The sequence below is a fragment of the Novosphingobium sp. genome (genome assembly GCF_965214355.1).
Classification (GTDB): domain Bacteria; phylum Pseudomonadota; class Alphaproteobacteria; order Sphingomonadales; family Sphingomonadaceae; genus Novosphingobium.
Genome location: NZ_CBDCBI010000002.1, coordinates 1,160,479 through 1,186,364 on the forward strand (window position 1 = coordinate 1,160,479; position 25,886 = coordinate 1,186,364).

Here is a 25,886-nt window from a genome sequence, read left to right on the forward strand (position 1 = left end):
AGCATGCCGGGTTCCCCGGGATCGTGGTCCTTTCCGCACGGTCGGTTGCCTTGATCTGCGCAGGGGGTTTCGAGATGATGGGTCGGTTCAGGCAGGTTTCTGGCGCACAACTTTGGCAGTGGCACGCGCGCGCTGCGCTGTCTGCTGCGCTGTGCGCTCTTGCCGGCACGATCGGTGCAACTTCGGCCACCGCGCGTATCATGTTTTTCCCGCCCGACACCGTTGCGCGCCAGTCCACGAGCCAGGGCGAATGGCATCTGACCATCGCGCGCGACAAATTTTCGGGTGAACTGGCGTGCCAGCTCAAATCGCGCGACGGCCGGGGTCTCTATCGCTCGGGCGGCGTCGGCTTCAAATTCCACTTCGTCAGGACCGTGACCGATGCGGTCTACCGCATCGACCGGGGCGATGCGCATGCCTCACGCGACGACCTGCCCCGCCTGATCGCGCTGAACACGCCGATCGATCATGGATCGATGGCCGATCCCTCCGACGGCGTGGTCTGGGTGCCCTATGACCGGATCGCCCAGGCGCAAGCGATCGCGATCGAGCCGCAACGCGGCGATCCGGTCCGCGTATTTCATCTGCGCGGACTGGCCACGCTGCACGACCTGGCTATAGCCCGGGGATGCGCGCCCGAAAGCCGTTTTGTCGAAAAATGACCGGCCGCCTGCCATCCTATCCGGCGCTCGCGCTGAGCTGCCTGTGCGCGCTGATGCCGGTTGTGGCAGGCGCGCAGGCGATCCAGCCACCGGGCGTGCTCGAAGACGACACAGTCACCTATCCGTCGAACGCCCCATGCCCGCCACCGGCGAAAACCGGCCAAACGCATCCGGCGTCGCCGCATCCCGCAAAGCCGTGTCCGCCAGGCAGCGTCGCCGCAAAAGGCTGGGCACCGCCCGCGTTCGCGCTCGATGCGGAACCGCCGGCCACCGAAACGCTGGGGCAAGCGCTGCGCTCCGCCTATGAAACCGCGCCCACCCTGCAGGCGCAGCGCTATCTGCTGCGTGCCAGCGGCGAGGACTATGCGTTGGCCGAAGCCGAATTGCGCCCGACCAGCGAACTGCAGGTGACCGGCACCTACCAGAAAACCGTGCCCGGCCGCGTTACCCAGGCCACGCGCTTTCTGGCGCCGTCACCGATCATCACCAGCAACACGCTGGCCGCCTCGGCAATGGTGACCCAGCCGCTCTACACCGGCGGCAGGGCGGCCGCCGACATGGACGCCGCCAATGCCGAAATCCGCGCCGGCCGCGAACAGCTGCGCGGTACCGAAGGCGACGTGCTGCTGCAGGTCGTCACAGCGTATTCCGACATCCGCCGCGACAGCGAAATCCTGCGGCTGTATTCGGGCAATGTCCGGCAATTGCAGGCGATCCAGGGCGAAGTCGGCGCGCGGCGCGTGGCCGGCGAACTGACCCGCACCGACATCGCCCAGGCCGAAACACAGGTCCAGGTGGCCGAGGCCGCTTACAATTCGGCGCAGCAACAGATGGAACAGGACCGCGCGACGTATACCGCGCTCGTCGGCCACGATCCGCGTGTCCTTGCGCCCGCGCCGCCACTCCCCAATATGCCCGCGTCGGTCGGCGAAGCGTTCGATTTTGCGCAACAGTCCAATCCCGACCTTGGGCAGGCGATCGAGATCGAACGCGAATCGCGCGCCAAGATCGCGTCTGCCAAAGCCGCGGGACGCCCTACGGTCGCGCTGACCGGCACCGCGACGCTGACGGGCGGGGCCGCGCCCTTCTACCTGTATAACCAGGATCAGGTGTTTTCCGGCCAGGCCGTGCTGACCATCCCGCTGACCAACGGCGGCAGGGTCGGCGCATCTGTCGCGCAGGCCGAAGACCGCAACGCCGCCGACCGCATCGGCATCGAAACCGCGCGGCGCCAGATGGTCGACCGCATCATCAACGCCTGGAACGCGATCGCCACGACCCAGCGCAATATCGCCGTAGCGATCCGCGAACGCGCCTCTGCCCGGGTGTTCGACGAAGGCACGTTTGCCGAATACCGGCTCGGCCTGCGCGCGACATTCGATGTGCTCTACGCCCATTCCACCTTGTTGAACGCCGAAGTCTCGCTGGTCTCGGCACGCCACGATCTCTACGTCGCCGAAGCGACGCTGCTGCGCTACATCGGCGTGCTCGAGGAACGCTCGCTGCAAACCGGCGCCGGGCTGTATGACCCCTCGACCGATCTGCCGCATGCCGAACGGCGCGGGGCCACCCCGCTCGACGGGCTCGTGCTCGCGCTCGACAAGGTCGCGCGACCCGTGCCTACTCAACCGCCGCTGCAACAGCCCCCGCTCGGCGGTGGTGCGGCGGTGATGGTCGTGCCGCCAGTTACCTTTCCAATGGTCGATCAGGTGCATTATTCGCCGATCTTACCCATCCAGGGTACCATCGGCACGCCGATCGAAGACCGGAGCCTGTCGCGCCCATGACCACCGAACCTGCTGCGGAACTCGGCCACGCCAGCGACGAAAGCGGGCTGATCGCGTTTGCCGCGTTGCTGTCGATGCATCGGCTCGCGGTCGATCCGACACAATTGCGCCATTCGCTCGGTCATCACCTGGCGATCACCAGCAACGATCTGCTGCGGCTGGCCAAGGCGCAACACGATGTAAAAGCGCGCAAGGTCAGCGGGACCTTCGACCGGCTGGCGCGCCTGCCGCTGCCGGCGCTCGCCAATGGCCCGCAAGGCTGGTTCATCATCGGCCGGGTCGAGGGCGAAGAGGCGCTGATCCAGCTGACCGTGCCCGAACCCGGGGCGCCGGGTCTGCCGATCCGCAAAGTCACGCGCGCAATGCTCGATGCGATGTGGGACGGCGAACTGGTGCTGCTGACCACGCGCGAAAGCCTGGCGGCCGACACCAGGAAATTCGATTTCACTTGGTTCATTCCGCAGATCGTCAAGTACCGCCGGCTGATCGGCGAAGTGCTGGTCATCACGCTGTGCATCAATCTGCTGGGCCTGGCCGCGCCGCTGTTTTTCCAGAATGTTGTCGACAAGGTGCTGGTCCACGACACGCTCGATACCCTGACCGTGCTGGCGATCGGCTATGTCGGGGTGTCTTGCTGGGAAACGCTGTTCGGCTGGCTCCGCACGCGGCTCTATTCCGAAACCAGCCAGAAAATCGACGTCGAACTGGGGGCGCGGCTGTTCCGCCACCTGCTCGGGTTGCCGATCGGCTATTTCGAAAACCGCCGCGTTGGCGATATCGCGATGCGCGTGCGCCAATTGGAAACGATCCGCGAATTCCTGACCAATGCGTCGCTGACGGTGCTGGTCGATCCCTTGTTCACCGTCGTATTCCTCGCGGTAATGTGGATCTATTCGATCAAGCTGTTCGTGATCAGCGTGCTGACGATCCCGTGCTATATCGCGGTCGCGGTGCTGGTCACGCGCCCGTTACAGGCGCGGATCGAGGAGAAATTCGAACGCGGTTCGGCCAACAACGCGCTGCTGGTCGAAAGCATTTCGGGCATCAGCACCCTGAAATCGGGCGCAGTCGAGCCGCAGTGGCAGGAACGCTGGGAGCGGCAACTGGCCGGTTACAGCTTTGCCAGCCAGCGCGTGATCAACCTGGGCAACACCGGCAGCCAGCTGATCCAGCTCGTATCTAAGCTCAATCTCGCCGCGATCCTGTACTTCGGCGCCGAAGCGGTGATCGAGCACAAGCTGACTGTCGGCGGGCTTGTCGCGTTCAACATGTTTGCGCAGCGCGTATCGGGCCCGGTCATCCGCATGGCGCAGCTGTGGCAGGATTTCCAGCAGGTGCGCATCGCAATCGCGCGGCTGGGCGACGTGCTCAACCAGCCGACCGAGCCCGGCGCGGGCAGCCGCACCGGATTGCCCGCGATCAAGGGCCATGTCGCGTTCGAAAACGTGCGCTTCCGCTATGGGCTGGAGGGGCCGTGGACGCTCGACGACATCAATCTGGACATCGCGGCGGGCACCTCGCTCGGCATCGTCGGCTCGTCGGGTTCGGGCAAGAGCACGCTGACCAAACTGCTGCAGCGGTTGTACGTGCCGCAAGCCGGGCGCGTGACGATCGACGGGGTCGATATCGCGCAGATCGATCCCGCGTGGCTGCGCCGCCAAATCGGCGTGGTCTTGCAGGAAAATCTGCTGTTCAACCGCTCGATCCGCGAAAACATCGCTTTGGCCAGCCCCGCAATGCCGCTCGACCAGGTGATCGCAGCGGCAAAGCTGGCGGGCGCGCACGATTTCATTCTCGGCCTGCCGCATGGCTATGACACCCCGATCGAGGAACGCGGCACCAACTTGTCGGGCGGCCAGCGTCAGCGTCTGGCTATCGCGCGCGCGCTGGTCACGAGCCCTCGCATCCTCATCCTCGATGAAGCGACCTCGGCGCTCGATGCCGAAAGCGAAGAGATCATCCAAGGCAATCTCAAGGCGATCACCCAGGGCCGCACGGTGCTGATCATCGCGCACCGCCTGTCCGCCGTGCGCCAGTGCGACAAGCTGATCGCGCTGGAAGCAGGGCGTATCGTCGAATACGGCACGCATGATGAACTGTTGCGCGCCGGCGGACGCTATGCCGATCTGCATAGGCGGCAGACCGGCCAGCAAACCGGTCTGGAGACGGTGCGATGAGCTCGATCGGGCATTACTGGCGCGTGATCCGCGAAGCCTTGCGCGCCGACGCGGAGCGCAGCCGGGGCCATCTCGCCAGCCATGAAAGCGATTTCCTGCCCGCCGCGCTCGAAGTGGTCGAGCGTCCGGTCTCGCCCACCGGCCGCGTCACCTCGTGGGTGCTGATCATCGGCCTGGTTGCGACGCTGGCGTGGCTGATCCTGGGCAAAGTCGATGTCGTCGCCTCCGCACCTGGCAAGATCCTGCAAAGCGGCGAAAGCAAGATCGTCCAGGCGGCCGCTACCGGCGTCGTCGCCGCGATCCACGTGCGCGATGGCGATCATGTCAAACGCGGGCAGGTGCTGATCGATCTCGATACGACACTCGCCAGCGCCGATCTCGAACAGGCACAGACTGCCTTGCGCGCCGATCAGCTGGAAGTCGAACGCAACCGCGCCTTTGTCGCCGCGCTCGATGGCAAGGGCCTGCATTTCAGCCCGCCGCCGGGCACCCCCGCCGATGTCGCCGCTGCGCAGCAAAAACTGGTCAGCGCGCAACTGGCCGAAGTCACGTCCACTGTCGGCGGATATAGCGCGTCGCGCACATCGTCGATGGCCGATGCGCGCGCTGCCGCGGCCACCCGTGCCAAGATCAACGGCACGATGCCGCTGCTCGACCGCGAAGTCGACGCGCTGCGCAAGCTCGACGTCAACGGATACGCGCCGGGCAACCGCCTGCTGGAACTGGAACGCCAACGCCGCGTCGACCAGGGCGAACGCGATGTCGCCGCCGCGCAAGAGGCACGCGGCGCTTCCGAAGCCAACAAATACAGCGCGGCCATGCTCGAAACGCGCGACACCGCGCGACGCCAGGCCATGGTCGAACTGGCCAAGGCGCAAGCCGACGCGATCCAGAAGCAGGAAGACGTGACCAAGGCCATGCGCCGCTCGCGCCTCGAACACCTGACCGCCTCGACCGATGGCACCGTGCAGCAACTGGCGATCCACACCGTGGGCGGTGTGGCCGAAGCCGCACGCACGCTGATGGTGATCGTGCCCGAACGCGATGACATGGAAGTCGAAGCCAAAGTGCTGAACCGCGATGTCGGCTTCGTCCATGAGGGCCAGCCGGTCCAGGTCAAGGTCGACGCATTTCCGTTCACCCGCTATGGCAGCATTCCCGGCACCGTCATCTCGCTCAGCCGCGATTCCGTGCCCGACCAGCATCTGGGTGCGACCTTCGTTGCGCGCATCCACCTGACGCGCGGCAGCATCATCGTCGATGGCAAACCTGTGCCGCTGGGCGCAGGGCTTGGCGTGACCGCCGATATCCGCACGGGCAACCGCCGGATCATCTCATGGCTGCTCAGCCCGATCACCACGACGGTCAGCCAGGCGGGCAAGGAACAGTAACCCCGGAACTTTCATCACCCGCGCCCGTTTTTTAATCTGGCGGTGCGACCTGGTGGAGATGCTGAAATTGACGCAAGGGTGTGCGGCGCCGCAGAGCGCCACGCTGAGCTTCTCACACGATCACGACCCGGGCATCACCCGTGTCCGCCGCGGCAAGGGCTGGAGCTTTCACCTGCCGTGCGGCACGCGTATCGCAGACAAGGCCGAACTTGCGCGGCTGGCCGCCATCGCCATGCCCCCTGCCTATCAACGATGCTGGTTCTGCGTCGATCCGCAGGGGCATATCCAGGCGACCGGCTACGATGCGCGCGGGCGCAAGCAATACCGCTATCATCCCCAATTTCGCGCCGGGCAGGATGCAACCAAATATGCTTTATGCGCGGCCTTCGGCGAAGCCTTGCCGACCATGCGCGCGCAAATCGAAGCGGTCCTGACCGACCATACGCCCACCAACCGCGCGCCAACCCGTGAACGCTGCCTTGCCGCCATCGTCCGCCTGCTCGACATTGGCCATTTTCGTATCGGCAACGAACAATACGCCCGATCCAACCGCAGCTTTGGCATTTCCACTTTGCGCAAACGGCATGTGAACCTGCATGGTAACAGCATCGAACTGAGTTACCGGGGAAAATCGGGCAAAATGCAGAACCGCATCCTGCACGACCGCGCGCTGCTGCAGATCGTCAAAGGCCTGGCCGACCTTTCGGGCCAGCGCCTGTTCCAGTATGTCGATGAACTCGGCGCCAGGCACGACATCGGATCGAGCGATGTCAATCGCTACATTTCCGAGATCATGGGCGCGCAATTTTCCGCCAAGCACTTCCGCACCTGGGGCGGTACGCTCGTCGCGTTCGAGGCATGGACCGATGCGGGCGGCGCGATCACGCTCGATGCAGTTATGCGCCAGGTTGCCGACGAACTTGGCAACACCCCGACAATCAGCCGCAAAAGCTACGTCCACCCCGCAGTCATCGCCGCAATCAAGTCGGGCAAACCACCTTCGACGATTTTGCAAAAAGCCCCGCGACCGACCAAATGGCTGCAATCGGGGGAACGCGCGCTTGTCGCATTCCTGCGCGCGCAGGACGGCGTGCCGGACACGCGTGCCGCCGCGCTTGCATGACCGCCCGCATTCCCCCCATACCCACACGCTGAATTGCGCAATTTGCCTCTATTGAATTGGTTGAGCTATGGCGCGGGACCAATAACGAAAGCTGCACGGCGGGTATGACTGATCAGATTGTGGTTCGAAAGCGGCACGTGGCCGCGGCCGTCGCCGGCAATGCGCTCGAATTCTATGATTTCACGACATACGCGTTTTACGCGGCGCAGATCGGTCGCGCGTTCTTCCCGTCGACCTCGCCGCTGGTCAGCCTGATGCTGTCGCTGGCGACCTTCGGCGCGGGCTTCGTCACCCGGCCGCTGGGCGCGATCATCATCGGCCGTTATGCCGACAGGGCAGGGCGGCGCCCGGCGATGATGCTCAGCTTCATCCTGATGGGTGCGGCGCTGCTGATCCTCGGGCTTTGCCCCAGCTACGCGTCGATCGGCGCCTGGGCTTCGGCGATCGTCGTCGCCGCGCGGCTTATCCAGGGCTTTGCGCTCGGCGGCGAAGTCGGGCCCACCACGTCGTTCCTGCTGGAGGCCGCGCCCCCGCATCGCCGGGGGCTGTATACCGCGTTTCAATCGATCAGCCAGAATTTCGCCGCGCTCGTCGCGGGCATCGTCGGTCTCGTCATGGCCAGCGTGCTGACCGGCACTCAGATGGATGCCTACGGCTGGCGGATCGCGCTGCTGCTGGGCGCGATCGTGCTGCCGTTCGGCCTGATCGTGCGCCGCACGCTGCCCGAAACGCTGCACGTGCACGACCCGATCGCACACGATGCGCAAGCCCACACCGCGCTGACCGGCGGCCAGCTGCGCGTCATTCTATGCAGCATCGCGATCCTGTGCGGCGGCACCGTCGCGACCTACACGCAAAGCTACCTGACAACCTACACCTCGGTCATCCTGAACATGAAAGTCAACATCGCGTTCGGCGCGACCGTGACGTACGGCATCACCGGCATCATCAGCAACGTGTTCGGCGCGCAACTGTCCGAACGCTTCGGCCGGCGCGTCGTGATGATCGCCCCGCGCATCGTCCTGGCGCTGGCGATCGTCCCGGCGTTCGCCCTGCTTGCCCGAAACCGCGATGCAACCACACTCGTCGGCATGACCGCGTTCATGACGCTGTGCGCTTCGACCAGCGGCGGCGCGATGATGGCGGCCATCGCCGAATCGCTGAAGAAAACCAACCGCGCGTCCACGTTCTCGATTATCTATGCCGGCCCGATCGTCGTGTTCGGCGGCTCGACACAACTGTTCGTCACCTGGCTGATCCACCAGACCGGCAGCGTGCTGGCGCCTGCGTATTTCTACCTGACCGCCACGCTCGTTTCGTTGGTCGGCATGTTTGCCTTGCGCGAATCCGCCCCGGCGCAGATCCGCACGCCCGCGCTCACGCAAAATGGAACTGTGCCGAGGTCAGGGTAGAAGCGTTCACGCCGACCAGCCGGATCGAATCCGCGGCGTCGAGCGTGATCACGGTGTCAGCGCCGACTTGCGCGATATCGCCCGAATTCAACAGCCACGCCCAGTTGTTGAAATTCGCCGCACTGACCTGCAGCGCGTCGGTGGATGAAAAGCCGGTGATCACGTCATGCCCGCCGATCCCGGTTGAAAAGGCCAGCGTTTCATTGCCGCCATTGAGGCCCAGCATGCTGCTGCCGCCGAAATTCACGGTATCGCCGCTGCCCGTCACATTGGCCTGCGCGTCGGACAGGTCGATCGTGCCGCCGGGCGCCCACACGGTATCGGCCACGCCATTGGTGTCCTGCAACGTGGCGACATTGCCCGTGCCACCGGCAAAGCTGATGGCATCGCCGCCGCCGGTGACCGTTGCCTGCGCGCTGGTAAAATAGATCGTTGCGCCGCCCGGTGCCCAAACGGTGTCGGCAGTGCCGCCGGTGTTGTACAGGCCCACGACATTGCCCGTGCCGCCGGCAAAACTGATCGCGTCGCCACCGCCGGTGATCGCGGCCTGCGCGCTGGTCAGGTAGATCGTCTCGCCACCTGGCGCCCAGACGCTGTCCCAGGTGCCGCCAGTGTCGTACAGCCCGACCACATTGCCGCTGCCGCCCGCAAAACTGATCGTATCGCCGCCGCCGGAAATCGCGGCCTGCGCGCTGGTGAGATAGATCGTCTCGGCCCCCGGCGCCCAGACGCTGTCCCAGGCACCGGCAGTGTCGTACAGGCCGACCATGTTGCCGGTGCCACCGGCAAAGCTGATTGTGTCACCGCCGCCGGCCACCGCCGCTCGCGCACTGGTCAGGTAGATCGTTTCGCCACCCGGCGCCCAGACGCTGTCCCACGAGCCGCCGGTATCGTACAGCCCCACGACATTGCCCGTGCCGCCGGCAAAGCTGACGGCATCGCCGCCGCCGGCGATCTCGGCCTGCGCACCGGTCAGGTAGACTGTGCCGTTGCTGCCCGTAACGCTGTCCCAATTGCCGCCGGAGCCGTAAAGTCCGACGACATTGCCCGATGTGGGGGCCGAAAAAGCGATGTCGTCGCCACCCCCGATGAGTGTCGCCTGGGCACCGCTCAACGTAAGGGTTGTGCCGGAGCCGGTTACCGTGTCCCACGCCCCGGCCGAATTGGACAATGTCACGATGTCACCGCTGCCGGTGACCCCGATCGCCGTGTTTCCGCCGTCGACCAGGAGCGTGTCCCAGCTGCCGATGGCAATGGTCGCACCGCTGCCGTGCACGTCCACCGCCGCATTATCTGTCTGCGTCACCGTGCCGCCCTGGCCGAGCGTGACCTCGTCATGCACCGCTGCAGATTGCCCGTTGCCGCCGATCGTCACCGTGTCGCCTGCACCCTGCGCATCGACGACCTGCCCGACGCCGCTGATCACCAGCGCATCGGCACGTCCGGCCTCGATGACGGCACCCACCCCGCTGATCGCGACCGATGCGTCATCGGCCACATCGACTGTACCACCGCGCAAGACGGCGACCTGGTCGGCAACAGGCGCACCCTGGCCATTGCCGCCCACCGACAGGACCGAGCCGGATCCGGTCATCGTCACGGTTTCCTGGGCACCGTCGAGCGTGATCGTATCCTCGTTGCCGATCGCCAGGGCGATGCCATCGCCGCTGATCGCGACCGACGAATCATCGGTTATGGTCGTCGTGCCGCCCTGGGCAAAGCTGACATCGTCGGCACCTGCGCCCGCAGACTGCCCGTTGCCGCCAATGGTCAGCGTGTTGCCGCCGTTGCTGAACGATACGGTGTCGGATGCGCCGCTGATCTGAAGCGCATTGCCCGTTCCGGCGACCGCGACCGTGTCGTTCGAACCCGTGACGATCGTGATATTCGCCACGGACGACGTATTGGCCGTCGTTGAATTGGTGATATTGATCGTACCGCCCGACCCGGTGATCGTGTCGTCGATACGGGTCGCGTTATAAAGAGTGTTGGTGCCCGTCAGGTCGAGTGTTTGCCCGGCCTGCAACAGCAAGGTGTCACCGCCGCCGTTCAGCGCCACGACCGATGCATTGAGCGACACCGTTTCATCGGCGAACTGCAGGGTCTGAATGTTGATAAGTTCGTAGCTAGGGGTCAGCAGGCCATTGTTGTTCGTCGATGTGACAAACTCCGTGCCGTCGGCATTTTCGTGCAGATAATATCCCGACTTTGCATTTGCAAACACCGCCGTATTGACGCCGCCGCCGCCGTTGAGCAGGTCGAAGCCGTTGCCAGCGCCTGCAGGCCCGGCGATCAAGGTGTCATTGCCGGCACCGCCCAGCAGAACGTCGTTTCCCGAATCTGCCGTAAGCGTGCTGCCTTCGGCGGCTGCCTGCAGGAAATCGTTGCCCGATGACGCGGTCTGCGCCGTGCCCGGGCTGGTCAGGATGATATCCGCCTGCACAATCGTGCCGGCGACTTTCACGCTGAACGGACTGCCGGTCCCGGTAATCGTCGAGATGCCGTTGGCGCTGCTGATTTTGACCGATCCGAGGCCGAGGCCGGACAAGTCCAGCTTGTCGACGCCGGTTTTGAAACCCCTGATCGTTGCGCTCGTCATGGCGGTGGAATCGGTGGCGGCCAGGAAGACGAAACGGTCGGCCCCCGTGCCGGCAACCATCGTATCGGCACCGCCGCTGACCAGGATATCCTGCCCCGATCCGGCAGTCAGCGTTTCGCCAGCTGATGACCCCACGATGACGTCGTTGCCCGTGCCGGCGGTGACCGACCCGGCCAGCGTACCCCCACGTCCGAAATAGACATCGTTGCCAAATCCCAGGCTTATGGCGCCGGTGATCCGGCCGGTGTTCACGATGACGTCGTCAAGCGATACGACGTTGGACGACGACGGCATGCTGTCGAGCGCAATCGCACCGGTGATCTTGCCGGTGTTGATCACCAGGTAGGGGTCGATCGCCCCAGCCACTTCGCCGATCGCGGTGGTCGCTGTAATCGTGCCGCTGTTGATCACCTGAACCGCGTTGGCCACGGCGATCGCCGTCCCGCCCGATTGCACGGTCGCGGTGATAGATCCGCTGTTGACCACCTGGCTGCCGATGATACCGATTGCATCGACCGCGCCTGTCGCTGAAATGCTGCCGCTGTTGGTTACGGTGCTGAGGGTGTTGTAAATACCGTTGTCGATGGCGGCCGCGATGTAATCAGCCGACGATGCGGCAATCGTGCCGGAGTTGACGACCGACATGGTATAGACGGCCATCGCGCCGCCGGACGGACTGGTGGCGGTGACCTTGCCGGCATTGGTGAAGTCGGAATCGCTCGCAATGCCTTCAACTGCAACATCGGCGACATGCGTCAATTCGATCAACAGCCCGTATGTGGCCATCGCGGATTTTTCGGCGGCAAGCTGCGCGGCGGTATCGGTGAACTGGCTGGCGATCGTGCCGTCGCTCAAATAAGTGCCGCCATCGGCAAGGTCGCTTACGGCGACCGCCGCCGTCGCGCCTGTGGCGCCGGTGGCAACCGAACTGACCGTGCCGTGAACGGTCAGTGTCGGCAGGCTTCCGTCACCGCCACCCTCGATCGTGATGCCGCCAGCCGTGTTGGACCACGTCTCGCCGGCATAAATGGTCAGATTGAGGAAGTCGAAATACTGGACGACGGTCTGTTCGCCGGGCGCGGATGCTCCGCGATAGTCGGGTGTGTCCCCGGCCGCGACCGGCGGCAGCGACGTGGCGGCGGCATCGACGGCGTTCACCACGTCACTGGCCAATCCGTCTGCGATATAAACGAGGTCGGTGCCCGACGCGAAGACGGCATACGTGATGCCATCGTCGGTCACCGTAGCCTCGGACGTCCAGCTGCCGACCAGATCGACGCGCCCCGTTCCCTGCGACGTGATGTGCAGCGGCAAGCCCGCGCCGGCCATGTGCGTCGCATCGCCCACGCTGATCGCGATCCGCTGACCCGCCGCGAGCTCGATCGTCTGAAAAGTCCCGATACGGCCGGTGGCCAGCGCGGCATCCAGATTCAGGAACAGTGACCCTTGCGGCAGGACCAGAGTGTCGTCGCCGCCGCCGCCCGTGACATAGGCAAATGTCAGGTCGCCGAGCACCACACGGTCGTCCCCGGTGCCACCGTTGACGTAATCGCCGCCGCTGGTCAGGATCAGTTCGGTACCGTTGCCGCCGTAAATGCCCGACGCGCCCGCGCCCGAGACAAGCACGTCGTTGCCATAGCCACCCACCAGCAGGTCATTGCCACCCCCGCCATAGACCGTGATACTGCCCCGATCGCCCAGGACATAGTCGTCCCCAGTGGCCGACCCGTAATATGTGCCACCACCGTCACCAAACACCGTGGTGCCATTGATCGCGCCGGTGCTGGTATCGATGGTGGCGCTGCCGTCGCCGACAAACACATCGCCGTTGATCGTGCCCTGGTTGTTGAGCGTATCGTTGCCCAATTCCAGATCGATGTCGCCATTGATCACCCCGCCGGCAAAGTTGTCGACAATCTGGGTGCCGTTCTGGACCGGCGTGATGCCATCATCGGTGATATCGATCGCGACGTCGGCCGTGATCGTACCGTAATTTTCAAGCGTCTGGGTAAATCCGTGGAATACTTGGGACGACATCGACACGCCGACCGAAGCCTCAGGACCGGTGGCAATCGCGGTGATCGTTCCGTAGTTGACGAAAGCCGCCGGCAATGCCCGGGCAAATGTAAATGCCCCGAGCGCAATACCTACCGCGCTGTGGCCCTCGGCCAAGATCTGCCCGGTCGCGGTGTTCAGCGTCTCGCCGCCGTTCTGGCGGTCCCAGCCCACCGCGTATCCGGTTTGAGAATAGGCTGCGATCGTTCCACTGTTGGTGCCCTCGATCGACGAATAATCGGTAATCGCGTAAGCCGCACCGGCGGTAGACCACGCGTAGATAGCGCCCGAATTGGCAAATGCGTTCAGCGAACTCAGGAACTGCAGGGTCTGGATCTGGTCGACCGTACTCGCCGCAACGATCGTGCCGGCATTGTTGAACGCATCCAGATTCCACGCGGTAAAAGCCCCGGTATCCTGCGCCCAGAGGAAGCCGTCGTTCGTGAAATCGATTGTGGTATCGACATCGGCCCGGAACATCGGGTCGCCCGCGGCATCGGCGGTGTAGTTAAGCACTTGCGCCGCACCGATCGTCGTCGATGTCGACACCGGGGTGGGGGCCGTGGTTGGCGTGCTGCCGGGGCGGGTTGGAAGTACGAACAGCATCAACGTGGTCCTCGGTGGCCCGCCTTCTGACGGAGATCATTCATACGAAATGAAACTGTGATGCGGTCAGGCTGGATGCTGTGACCCCGACCAGCCGGACGGTATTTGACGCATTCAGTGTGATCAGCGTGTCGCTGCCCGACTGCGTTGTGGCGCCCAGCAGCGCTGCCCAGGAATTGAAATCCGACGCGCTGAACTGCACGCTGTCGGACGAAGCGAAACCGGTGATCACGTCGTTGCCGCCGATCCTGGGGGCAAATGCCAGTGTCTGATTGGCGCCGGCAAACGTGGCGGCGCTGCTGCCGCTAAAATTCACGATGTCGCCGGTACCGGTGAACGCCGCCTGCGCGTTGTTCAGCGATATCGTGCCGCCGGTGGCATAGACCGTATCGGCCGTCGCGCCGGTGTTCTGCAAGGTGGCCGCGTTGCCGATGCCGCCCGCAAAGCTTATGGCATCGCCGCCGCCGGTGACCGTTGCCTGCGCGCTGGTAAAATAGATCGTTGCGCCGCCCGGCGCCCAGATCGTGTCGGCAGTGCCGCCGGTGTCGTACAGCCCGACGACATTGCCCGTGCCGCCGGCAAAGCTGATCGCGTTGCCGCCTCCGGTGATCGCGGCCTGCGCGCTGGTCAGGTAGATTGTTTCGCCCCCTGGCGCCCACACGCTGTCCCAGGCACCGCCGGTGTCGTACAGCCCGACGACATTGCCGCTGCCGCCCGCAAAACTGATCGTGTCCCCGCCGCCGGCAACTGCCGCCTGCGCGCTGGTCAGGTAAATCGTTTCCCCACCCGGCGCCCAGACGCTGTCCCAGGTACCACCGGTATCGTAAAGGCCAACGACATTGCCTGTGCCGCCTGCAAAACTGACGACGTCCCCGCCACCCGCGATCGCGGCTTGCGCGCTGGTCAGGTAAACTGTTCCGGCGACTGGTCCCGAAATCGTATCCCAGTGTCCGCCCGTCCCGTAGAGCCCAACCACATTACCGGTGCCGCTTGTGAAACCGATGATTTCGCCGCCCCCGGTTATGGCGGCTTGCGCGCCAGCCAGGTCGATGCTGTTGCCGCTACCTGCAACCGTGTCCCAATTGCCACCGGTATCGGTACTTAGATCGATCGAGCCATGCAGAATCCCGTCGGCGCCGTAATACCTCAACAGCCCACTGCCAGACGTAATATCACCGTTGATTGTTCCGGTGTTGTCGATCTGTTCGATTTCGCCGCCAAGTGCGATCGTGCCGTTGATCGTACCGCTGTTTACGACGTCGAGGTGCGGACCCGAATCCTGGATGGCACATTGTGCGGTGATCGTGCCGCTGTTGATGACGGCAAGCAATGCGGTGCCATCGGCCGGCGTGGGCGCGTAAAGGCCGGTAAAATCGATTGCTACCGATTTTGCGCCGGAGCCGGTGGCAACGGCAGCGATGGCGCCCACGTTGGTAAATGATGTGTAGGGGCTGACATTATTCAAATTTATTGCGGTGGCAGACGTGACTCCGGTGACCGCGATCGTACCCTGATTGTCAAAAGCAGAATTGACCAGCGTGCCGGCGACATTGAGATGCGTGTCGGTGTTGAAGGTATAGACACCCGTAGCGTCACCGGCGCGTGACGTGACCGAGATCGTGCCAGTGGCGGCATTGTTGAAGGTAAACCCCGCGCCGCCGGCATAAAAACCTTCGGCGTCGTTCAGGGCCGTGACACCGAACTTGCCGGCATTGGTGGCCAGCAGCGGGTCGATGACAGCATCATAACCCGTCGCCGTATCATCGCTGCTGGTTACGTCGAACACTGATCCTGCCGAACTGGCAAAGGGGGATACCGAGGCGCTGCTTGAAATAGCGATCCCTTCGACCGCGGCGTCGTTTGATATGTCCACCTCGCCCTGGTTGGAAAATGTGATCGGTTTTGATGCTGCGTCGACATCCTCGATGATGCCGATCGGCAATTCCGACAGCTTGAGGATATTGCCGCTGGATACGGTATAGTCGGCAGACAGGTCCAGCACCGTCGACGGGCGCGCAAAGGGTACGAACGGCAAGTCGAAGCTGCCGGAACTGTAGACCAATGTCTTGCCATTCAGACTGGACGCCTGCACCCCTTTGAGCAGGATTGAATCCGTGTTCGACAAGGTTATCAGCGTGTCGGCACCCTGCTGCGTCACCGACTGCGCACTGGTATAGCCATAGATCGACAGCAGGTTGTGGCTGCCTGCCGCAGAGAAATCGGTAATCACCAGTTGATTGTCACCGGCCGAATAGACGAAATCGTTGTTTCCGCCGCCGCCGGTTATCGTGTCGCCGCCGGTTCCCGCAACCAGCGTGTCATTGCCTGCCCCGCCGATCAGTATCGCTGCGCCGGACCCGGCAATCAGCTCGGCCGCGCCTGATCCCGCTTTCAGCGTGTCATTGAATTGGCTGCCGATAACGGTCTGGATATTGGTGATTGTGTCGCTGCCATTGACAGTCGCAGTGCCGGCGCCAAGATCAAGGTTCACGGCACTGGCCGCGCCTGCAAACGACACTATGTTGTCGCCTCCGCCGCCATCGACCACGTTGTTGCCGGCGCTGATCGCAATGACGTCATCGCCCGCGCCGCCGATGATCGTGTCAGCCAGCCCGCCACCGAATACTGTTTCGCCGTCGTTGCCCAACGCGACCTTGTTGACGCCGGAGCCCAGATAGATGTTGCCGAGCAATTTGCCGCCGGCGCCATTGAACGTATCGGTTCCACTGTTGAAAATGATATCGCCGACGATAGTCCCGGTATTGTCGATCGTGACGTTCCGCCCGGTTATGCTGTAATCAAAGTACAGGTCCCCGAAAATATCGCCCGAATTGGTTATGACCTTGTCCGTTATCGTAAGGTCATAGATCGCGATGTCTGCCGAAATCGTTCCAGAATTTGTATACGAATATGTTTCCGGGTAATTGTCGCTACGAAGGATCTCAATGCCGATGCTTCCGCTTCCCGGTACGAGATCCCGGGCGATGATCGTCCCGCTGTTGTTCACGATATCGCCACCGCAAATCCCGGTCGCCTGGCTCCCGGTGACGGAAATCACACCGGCGTTGGTAAAGTTGACGGGGGACTGGTGGTAATAGTTGCCATCGCTGGCGACGCCGGCGGCCGTGGCGGCCGACACGACATTGATCACGCCGGTCGCGGTGTTGGTAAAAACGAGCGGGCTGAAAACCCCGGTGGCGCCCTCTCCTTGTAGGCCCAGCGATGTTGCGTTGATCGTCCCGGCATTGATGGCCGTCTGGATCAACCAGTAAACCGCAATGGCATTTCCCTTGGCCCAGACGGAAATGACGCCACCGGCCGCATTGTTGAAAATCGCGCTTGTCGCGTAATTGCCGAAATTCCCGAAAACACCGTCGGCGCTGCCCCCGAGCGATTCGGACGTGATCACACCGCTGTTGTTGAACGCGGAATTCGATTCGATATTGACGGCATTGGCAGATGCCCCGCCGCTGGCCTCCGCCTCGATCACACCCGTTGTGCCATTGGTAAAGGTATCGCCGTCGTTGCGAGCGTCGATACCGACCACAGAGCCAAAGGCGCCGATGGTCACGACAGTGCCCTCGTTGGTCAGCGTCATGGCGGATGTCTGCGTGGTTGCCTGCAGTGGCCCCAGGGTGACGCTATAGAACGTGGTGTCTGCCAGCGACCCTGGCGGCGGAGGCTGCATCACGAAATAGAGCGTCTGCCCCGCAGCGATCGTCGTCGTCGCGGTGTATACTGTCGTGGAGGCCCCGGCCGCTACGGTCGGCACCGCTACGCCGGGCGCCGCCGGCAAGGCCCCCGTTCCGAGCGTATACCCCAATACATCCATCAGTTCGAGGTCAGCGTTCGAGATCGTCGTGACGAAACCTGGTGTGGCGAATGCGCTGAAGGCGTCGCTGTCCGCATTGGTCAGGTCGCCGGCATCGCCGCCATTGCCGGGGTTGTTGAACTGCAGCAGCAGGCTTTTGCCATCGACCGAAAAATAACCCGAAGCCGGCGTCAGATCGCGCACACCGGCTGATGAATACCGGAATAGGTCCATCGCGGTATACAGCGGCGCGCCGCCGTCGGTGGTCTGTCCCAGGCCGGAAATCCGCCCGAGCACTTCGGAGATTTCGTGTTCCAGCGCGCCGACCGGGTCATAGTCGCCGGCCACGGCCTGGCTATTGGGGGTGTAGTTGAACGCAGCGGTGTCGCTCAGCCCGACATAGCCATCGGTCCCGCTTTCCGTTGCCGGATACAGGCCCAGCGCCTTGGCCTGTGCGGTTGTGGCGAAGAATGTGCTGCCGTCGGTGGGATCGCCTGTCAGCAGCGCCGACAGCGACGCAAAATCCGCCGGCGATGTCGCCTGGGTCGCCAGTCCCTTGAGCACCGAGGCATAGGGAACAAAGATACCGGACTCGATATTTTCGCCAAGTGCGCCCGCGTCGAGCGGTTGGCCATCAACCGAGCCGTAACCAAAGGTCAGATTGACCGTGATCGGCGTGGATATCTGGCTTTCCCAGAATTGCACTGCGGCCTGGACGGCCTGATCGAACCCCGCCGGCGCGTTGGCGGCACTGGCATCGTACGTGACGTTGATGATCATGCGAACTCGCAGGCTTGGCGGCGGAACTGTTACGCGATGCAATCTGCCACTTTTACGGTCGCGGCGAAAGGCATGCTGGCACTTATCGATGCCGGCCCAGATAGTGTTCCCAGGCTTCGGACGTGGTCAAAGCGTTCAGCAGCGCAGGCCGCAGGCGGCGTACCAGCAGCAGCACCGCAACATGCCACAGCATGATCACTGTCAGCCGCCACCCGCGCAGCCATTTGTAGCGCCGCATCTCCAGTTTGCGCATGTTCGGCCGGCGGATCAGGATGATCCGCGGCCTGGGCAGTGCAAACGGGCTCAGGTGCTCGGCGCGGATAAAGCCGAAGCGGTGCCGAAACTTGATCATCGGCGCAAACAGATCGACCAGCACCTGGCGCAGCATCGCCCCGCGCGGTCGCACAGCGGGGGCAGGGCGCATCTGCGTGCACCGGCGCGGCAGCGGGCGGCCGGCTTCGCGGTATTCCTGCGGCACTGGCCGGGTAAGCGCGACATGATCGTCCGCGCTCCACGCCAGCAGGCCCGCCGGGCCCCGGTTGAACGCGGCCAGACCCCGGGCCAGCATTTCAGCGCGCGCATAATCATACCGCAGCAAGTGGCTGAAAAAACTGCCGATGATCATGCCCGCGAGGTGCCACCGAGTGAACCGGCCGTGCATTTCGCACAGGAACAGGCTGTTGCGCCGGTCGTAGAAATAATGCCACGCATGCGACTTGAGCGAAAACGGGCGGTGCCATACCGCGACGCCGGGCCAGCACAGCGTCGGCACGCCGGCCTGCGTCAGCCGATAGCCATATTCCACATCGTCGCCGCGGATGAACAAGGGCAGGGGCAGGCCCTGCGCCTCCACCACCTCGCGCGGTATCGCCAGGCACCACCATGCGTTGAAATCGGGCGTGCGGTGGCGCGCGATATAGTCGCGCGTGGCGGGATCGCGCGCGTCGTCGGCCCATGGGTCGCGCAAGGTGATGATTTCGGGGCGCGACGCGTGGATCATGTCGCCCGCCGACGTAAGCCGCGTGCGCGCAAACAGATCGAACATCGCGCCGCCGATGCACAGCGGCGTCGTGGCATAGCGATAGATTGCGCGCAGTCGCTGCAGCACCATCGGTTCGATCGCGATGTCGTCATCCATCAGCACGATATGCGTCGCCGCGCCGTCGAGCGCCGCCATCATCCCGCGCGTAAATCCGCCCGCCCCGCCCAGGTTGGCCTGCTCGACCACATCCAGCGCCACCCCGGCCAGGGCGACGCCCGCCGTATCCAGACGTTGCGCCAGCCCGGGCGCGCCCTGGTTGACCACCACGATCCGGTCGAACGGGCGCGCCACGCAGCGTTGCAGCGCGGCGAAATTGGCGATCAGGTCAGCATCGCGGTTAAAGGTGCAGATGACCGCGCACAGCGACGGTTCGCGCAGTGGCGCGGCCTCGGCCTGCCAGCGCGCGTCGGCAATCGTCGATGCATCCCTGAAACTCAGCTCGGCCCACAACAGCGTTTCGCCCTGATCGGAAAGCGTGATCGGCACCGTGACATCGTGCGGCTCGGCAAAACGATACCACGCCTCGAACACGCAGACGTCTGCGCCCACGGCAACATCACGGCGAAAAATGCGCAACGCCGCTTCACCGGTCAGCGAAAGCGCAAACTGCACCTGGCGCACATGCGTGTGGCGCTGCCAGTAGGTTTCGGCAAAACTGGCAAACACACCGTTCAGCCGCACCTGGCACCCGGCATCCGCGCCCAGCCACGTGCCATCGTGCGCGACCTGCACATCGCCCCATGCCTCGAACACGAGCGCATGCGGATCGAGCGCGAGCGGCACTGCCTGGAGAATGGCAGGATCACCCACGCGCGGCAGCAAACCTGGCCACAAACCGGCGATATTCGCCTGCCAGCACATCACGGTCGAACGTGCTGGCAAACCGCGCGCGCGCCCTTGTTCCCAGGTCGCGCACCAGATCGTCATCGGTGTCGATCCGGACGATCGCCTCGGCCAGCGCGCCTGTGTCGTGCGGGGGAAAAAACAGCGCGCAGTCACCCGCCACTTCGCGCGACGGCGCCAGGCCCGAGGCGATGATCGGCAGGCCGAACTGCATCGCCTCCACCAGCGGGCGGCCAAACCCTTCCGCCAGGCTGGGGAATATCAGCGCCCGCGCGCGCGCCAGCAATGCTTCCAGATCGCGATCGCTCAGCACGCCGGTCCAGCTTGCGCCGGGGGTCTGCTCGATCTCGCGCATGATCTGCGCGCTGTGCCAGCCAGCTGCGCCGCACAGCATCAGCGGCCGTGCCGTGCCAGATGCGCGATAGGCCGCCAGCAGCCGCGCGATGTTCTTGCGCGGCTCGACCGACCCGACGCACACCAGCGGTGCGGCCGGATCGTTGCGCCCGGCGGCATCGATCGTCTCGGGCGTGGTCAGCGCGCTCGATTGATAAAGCACCGACACAAATCCGGGATCCCAGCCGAGCCGCGCCAGCAGATCATCACGGCTGGCATGCGACACCGTGACGACGTGGTTGGCGCTGGCCTCGATCAGGCGCAGCAAGCGCAGCAGGCGGGGCGCGGACACAGGCGAGTTGCCAGGATCGGCCAGCGGGATCAGATCGTGCACGGTATAGATATTGGGCACACCTGCCAGACGCAGCGGTAGCGGATACGTCCACCACGCCAGATCAGGCGGCGATCCGGCATGGACGGCGGTCATCCGGCCCAGTCGGTGAAACCGGCTTTGCGCCAGGCGGAACAGGCCCGCCGCCGTCAGATCGGCCGCGGCGCCCGAACTCGCCACAAGCCGCCGTGTCGGCTGAAGCATCAGGGCAATGCGCCCGGCTGGTACATGGCCGGCATCGCGCACGGTTGCGATTTCGCAACCCGCCTGGCCAAGGATTTCGGTAAGCGCCATGCCATAGCTGCGCACACCCGAGGGTTGGCTGCGTTCCAGCTTCGCGTCGACCGCCACCACCGGCGCGGGCGCCGCGACTGTCAGTTGCGCAAACCGGCGCGCCCAGGCCGCCGGCGACGCCAGCGCATCCTGCGCCTCGCGGTATTCGGTAGCCAGCGTGTCGAGCCGCGCCAGCAGGGCGCGAGAAACCCGCGCAAAGCCACGCCGGTTGGCAAAATAGCGCGCCCGGTCCATCCGGCAGATGGTGCCCATGCCGGTTTGCACATCGCGCGTGACCAGCGCACGGTGCCCGAACGCTGCATGACGATCGCCCCGCCGGTCGAGCGAGGTGCAGGCATCGCTGCGGCGCAAACTCCAGCGGGGCAGGATATGCCCGTCATACGTCAGGCGCCGTGCCAGCCAGGTCAGCCCGAACGGCAGCCTGATCGGCGCGGTTTCGTCGGCAGCCGGGCAATCCGGCGCCGGATACTCGCACGCCGCGCGATGCCGCAATTCGCGCCGCCGCCGCTCGAGGCCCAGATTCGCGTCCCAGAACGACGGCCCTTGTGCCACATCGGCAAGCGCCTGGATGATCGCACCCGCGGTGCCATAGTGATAGGCCGCGTTGTACCGCCGGAAATTGGCCCGGATTGACTGCGCAATCGTGTGATGCGCTGCGTCGCCTTGAAAAAACATCAGCATTTGCAACACTTGCTGCCGGGTATCGAGATAGACGCTGAGCGGCGTCTGGCGGTGATCGAAACTGTCCTGCACTGCCGCAATACCGACCGGATTGGCAATGCGAAAGCGGTTCGCCAGCGAAAAATGGATATCGTCGCCGCGCACGAAAAACGGGAACGGCCAGATCCGCGCCTGCGCCAGCGGAAAACAGAAGAACCACCATGCACCATAGCGGTGATCGCCCGGCGTCGAAGCGCCGTGCGACAGCGCGGCAACGCTCTGGCGGCTGGACAGGTCCATGCCGGCATCACGGCGCACCGGCACATCGCGAAAACAGGCGCCATTTTCAAACATCACTGCCGGGTCCTGCGCCACGATCAGGGCGCCGCTGATCGCCAGATCGGGATCGATGCCATAGGCCAGGATCGCCCAGGTGCGGCGGATCGCGTCGGGAAAAAAGCGCGCATCGTCATCCATGAACAGCGCATGCGTCACGCCAGGATCGCCCGAAAGCGCGTGCAGTGCGCGCGCAAACCCGCCCGATCCGCCCCAGTTCGGATTGTGGACCAGTGTTGCCCAGGCCAAGGGCAGCGGCGCCAGCGTGGAGCCGTTATCGATCACCAGAAGACGAAAACGATCGCGCAGATCTGGGTTTACCGCGATATAACGATCGAGCCGGCCAAGTGTGTCTGCCAGTGCCGCCTCACGCGCGAACGTCGTGATGCACCCGGCAATGAAGGCGACACGCGGCGCGCGCCCGGCGATGACAAAGGCAAGATCGCACGCCTGTACCGGCCCCAGCGCCGTCAGCACCGCAAACATCAGCCCGTCGGGCGTTTCCTCCACCGGCAGCAAGGCGGGCAATTTGGGATCGAGAACAAGCTCTGCCGTGGCAACAGGACGTGAGGAACCATCAACCGCCAACCGCCGGATTTCGGCCCGCACGCGCCCCACCCCGCGTAGCGTGAACGCCAGGCTGCGCCCGTCCCAATCGTAAAGCTGCCCCGGCAGTACATTGTAATAGCCATCGAGCGTGAACGTAGTGCCGTCATCCAGCCGCACACAGCCGGTCTGATCGCATTCCATTGCGCCCGTCGCGTGATAAAACAGCGACCGTTCTGCGTTGATGGCCGCGTCGGGAAAGACAGCACGCTGGATCAGCGTCACCACATGCTGTCCGCGCACTGGCCGAATTGCAGGTCGAACAAACCAGACCCCGCCTTATGCGGCAAGCGCGTAAGCGTTGAGCGTGGCATCGAACGCATAACGGGCAAGGATCGTTTGTTCGCATCCGTCGAACAGGAATTCGCCGTCGGGCAAGTCTGCCCCGTTAAAGCGCAGATACCGCAACCGCTTGACCGGCAGATCGGCGAGCCGCCCGCGCACCGCTGGTCGTTCGCCGTGCTCGACCGGCCCCAGCTTTGCCTCCACCGCCCGCGCCTCGAATTCGCGAAACGTCGCGGACGATCCGGGATGGATACCATTCAGCAGGCCGGCGAACGCATTGCCGCCTTCGCTATCCACCGACATCAGCTCGTAGTCCTTTTGCGGCAGGCAGAAAAAATGCTCCTGCGAGCAGAAATGCGGATCGAGCTGCACATCCGGCATCGCCGCAACAGTCTGCACAAACAGCCGGAACGTCATGTCATCGGGCGGAATCTCCGCGAGCGCGCAGATCCCGCGCAACACGTCATCATCGGGCCAGACGACGAATTTCGATAGGAACGCGCTCAGCGTGCGACGCACCGGGTTGCGCACCATGAACAGCCGCCGCCCGGCCTCGACAATCTGCGACTTGCGCTTGACCAGCGCGAGGTGCGCAAACCCGTGTACCCGCGACGGCTCATTGCGGAACAGCGCGCCCAGATGCGGATGTTCCGCCATGATCAACGCATATTTGATTGCCGATGAACCGCATTTGGGCGGCACGCAGATCACTGTGCGCGTCGCCTCATGCCAGTAATGATGCGCGATCCCGAATTCGCCGCCAAACATCGGTGCCTCCCGCCGTCAGCCGCTCACTTCCAGCGGAAAGTGATAGTCGTACACGTGATCGGCGTAATGGGCCACGCGATCATGCACCAATTGCAAAGCATGGCGATCGGGGATCTCGGCGCAGAAATCGCGCGCAAAATTGCTGGTGGCAGAACCGATCTGCCGCGTGATCTCCCAATGCACATTGGCCGCGCGTTCGAAGCTTTTGCCGCCGAGCAGAAACGTGCGCGCCGCATCGAGGAACGGCACGTGCAGCCGTGGGTTGATCAACGAATAGGACCACGCCAGGCAATCCAGCGCAAAGAGATCGAACATCACGAAATGATCGCGGTGCGCGCGCCGGTTGCGCAGGAAATTCTCGATCGTCACCAGCATCTGGAACGTGCCGAAATGACGCGTGTCCGATGCTGCGACATCCTGTCCCGGGCGATCCTTGCGATAAAGATAGCCGCGCGTGTTGGCATAGGCCACACCGCCGTTGAGATACAGCGACAGGAACTGGAACTCCATGTCGTCATAGGCTTTCAGCGATTCGGGAAATGTCAGCCCGTTCTGGCGCAGCCAGTCGGTACGATACAGCCGCCGCCAGATTGCCGGCTGGCGCCGCAGCAGCGACCACAGATTGCTGTCATAGCCCAGGATCCCGCGCGAGGCCGCCGTCTCGGCATAGGGCTCGGGAATATCCTTGATCCGGCCGCTATCCATCATGTAATCGGCAAAACCGATCTCGGCGATATTGGTCCCCTGGATATGGATCGCTTCGGACAGCAGGGGCAGGAACGCCGGCTCGACCAGATCGTCGCCATCGATCAGCGTCACGAATTTTCCGGCAGCCACCTGCATCCCGAAATTGCGCGCCGAGGCGCAGCCGCCGTTGGGTTTGTCGATGACGCGGGTATGCGCCATGCCCGCGACCTTTTTCAGCGAGGCCAGCGTTTCCTTTTGCGTCGCGCCATCGTTGATGACCAGGATTTCGGTGGGGCGGTCGATCGACGCGATCAGCGATTCCACGCAAGGCTCGATCAGATCGCCGATATTGTACGTCGGCACGATCACCGAAATCAGCGGACCCGCCCTGCCGGGAATGATCGCCGTGCTCCAGCCTGATTTCACCCGTCCTGTGCGATCGGCAGCGGTGGTCTTGTACAGCACCGCCGATTCCGCGTCGCGCACGCAAGCCATCGGCATCCGGTCGATCAGCGCGGCCAGCACCGGGTGATCGGGCGCAGCGTAATCGACCTGCCACACTTCGGCCAGCAGTGCGTGGGTGCGGCCGGCCAACTCGTGCGCCAGCGGCAATGTCATGCCCGGCGCGGTGATCTTCAACAGGGCGATCGGCGCATCGGCGTTGAGCGGCATGTCGGTCACGGTCATGACTTTGACCTGCTGCGCCCCGGTCGTGCCCACCGAGCGAAACACCGTATCCTCAAAGATATCGAGCCGGTTGGCCTTGTCCGGCGTGCCAGCAGGAACCACCGCTGCACAGACCAGCTCTACCGTCACAAGACCAAGTTCCGACAAGGCCGCACGGACGAGGGCGCACAGGTCCTCGTCGGGTTCGAATGCCCGGATCGTCTTGGCCGGATGCAGCAGCGCCGCCAGCACCGCAAACAACCCGCAACCGGCGCCGATGTCGAGGATCACCCCGTCCTGCGGCATCGGCAACAGGATGCCGGCGCGGTAGACCGCCAGGAAACGCTCGACAGCGTCGGAGATCAGCGGGCGCAAGGCCTCGTCGCGCGTGGCCAGCGTCTTGTACCACTGCACCGCATCGCTGCCGCCGCGACAGCCGGCCATGGTGGTCTCGAGCGTCGCAAAGCGGCGCCAGATTTCGCCATTGTCATCGACCGGCGCACGCGACCGGGACATCTTGCGCAGATTGCGGCCGACTTCGCGTGCCATGCGGGTGACGGTAACGGTCATGA

At 64.0% G+C, this 25,886-nt stretch carries 12 protein-coding genes; 6 read left to right on the forward strand and 6 right to left on the reverse strand.

Annotation, left to right across the window (positions count from 1 at the left end; translation table 11 throughout):
* Nucleotides 1-74 precede the first annotated feature (74 nt).
* The 6 genes from ACOOE2_RS06090 (at nt 75) to ACOOE2_RS06115 (ending at nt 8,552) form a co-directional block, all read left to right on the forward strand.
* Nucleotides 75-662, forward strand: coding sequence for a hypothetical protein (locus ACOOE2_RS06090; protein WP_420382130.1), 588 nt, complete (start codon nt 75-77; stop codon nt 660-662).
* On the forward strand, nt 659-2,449 hold the full coding sequence (locus ACOOE2_RS06095; RefSeq protein ID WP_420382131.1) for a TolC family outer membrane protein: 1,791 nt from the start codon (nt 659-661) through the stop codon (nt 2,447-2,449). The genes ACOOE2_RS06090 and ACOOE2_RS06095 overlap by 4 nt, the downstream gene beginning before the upstream one ends.
* Nucleotides 2,446-4,626, forward strand: coding sequence for a type I secretion system permease/ATPase (locus ACOOE2_RS06100; protein ID WP_420382132.1), 2,181 nt, complete (start codon nt 2,446-2,448; stop codon nt 4,624-4,626). The genes ACOOE2_RS06095 and ACOOE2_RS06100 overlap by 4 nt, the downstream gene beginning before the upstream one ends.
* A complete protein-coding gene (locus ACOOE2_RS06105) occupies nt 4,623-6,017 on the forward strand; it encodes an HlyD family type I secretion periplasmic adaptor subunit (RefSeq protein ID WP_420382133.1) in 1,395 nt (464 codons plus the stop codon). The genes ACOOE2_RS06100 and ACOOE2_RS06105 overlap by 4 nt, the downstream gene beginning before the upstream one ends.
* 58 nt (nt 6,018-6,075) lie before the next feature.
* Nucleotides 6,076-7,140, forward strand: a complete 1,065-nt coding sequence (locus ACOOE2_RS06110) for a DNA topoisomerase IB (protein WP_420382134.1) — start codon at nt 6,076-6,078, stop codon at nt 7,138-7,140.
* Between the two features lie 104 nt (nt 7,141-7,244).
* Entirely contained in the window at nt 7,245-8,552 is a 1,308-nt protein-coding gene (locus tag ACOOE2_RS06115; RefSeq protein ID WP_420382135.1) for an MFS transporter, read from the forward strand.
* Here the strand turns inward: ACOOE2_RS06115 and ACOOE2_RS06120 are convergent.
* From ACOOE2_RS06120 to ACOOE2_RS06145, 6 genes are all read right to left on the reverse strand, one after another.
* Complete coding sequence (locus tag ACOOE2_RS06120; protein ID WP_420382136.1) at nt 8,518-13,812, reverse strand: beta strand repeat-containing protein; 5,295 nt, start codon at nt 13,810-13,812, stop codon at nt 8,518-8,520. The genes ACOOE2_RS06115 and ACOOE2_RS06120 overlap by 35 nt on opposite strands.
* A 40-nt stretch (nt 13,813-13,852) precedes the next feature.
* Nucleotides 13,853-18,403 carry an NF038122 family metalloprotease gene (locus ACOOE2_RS06125; protein ID WP_420382137.1) on the reverse strand — a complete coding sequence of 1,517 codons (4,551 nt, stop codon included), beginning with the start codon at nt 18,401-18,403 and terminating at the stop codon, nt 13,853-13,855.
* An 82-nt stretch (nt 18,404-18,485) separates the two neighbouring features.
* Entirely contained in the window at nt 18,486-20,327 is a 1,842-nt protein-coding gene (locus ACOOE2_RS06130) for a glycosyltransferase family 2 protein (RefSeq protein ID WP_420382138.1), read from the reverse strand.
* Entirely contained in the window at nt 20,248-23,151 is a 2,904-nt protein-coding gene (locus tag ACOOE2_RS06135; RefSeq protein ID WP_420382139.1) for a glycosyltransferase, read from the reverse strand. The genes ACOOE2_RS06130 and ACOOE2_RS06135 overlap by 80 nt, the downstream gene beginning before the upstream one ends.
* A gap of 36 nt (nt 23,152-23,187) precedes the next feature.
* Nucleotides 23,188-23,961: a sulfotransferase family 2 domain-containing protein gene (locus tag ACOOE2_RS06140; RefSeq protein WP_420382140.1), complete on the reverse strand. Its 774-nt coding sequence runs from the start codon at nt 23,959-23,961 to the stop codon at nt 23,188-23,190.
* A gap of 15 nt (nt 23,962-23,976) precedes the next feature.
* Complete coding sequence (locus ACOOE2_RS06145; RefSeq protein ID WP_420382141.1) at nt 23,977-25,884, reverse strand: glycosyltransferase; 1,908 nt, start codon at nt 25,882-25,884, stop codon at nt 23,977-23,979.
* Nucleotides 25,885-25,886: the final 2 nt, after the last annotated feature.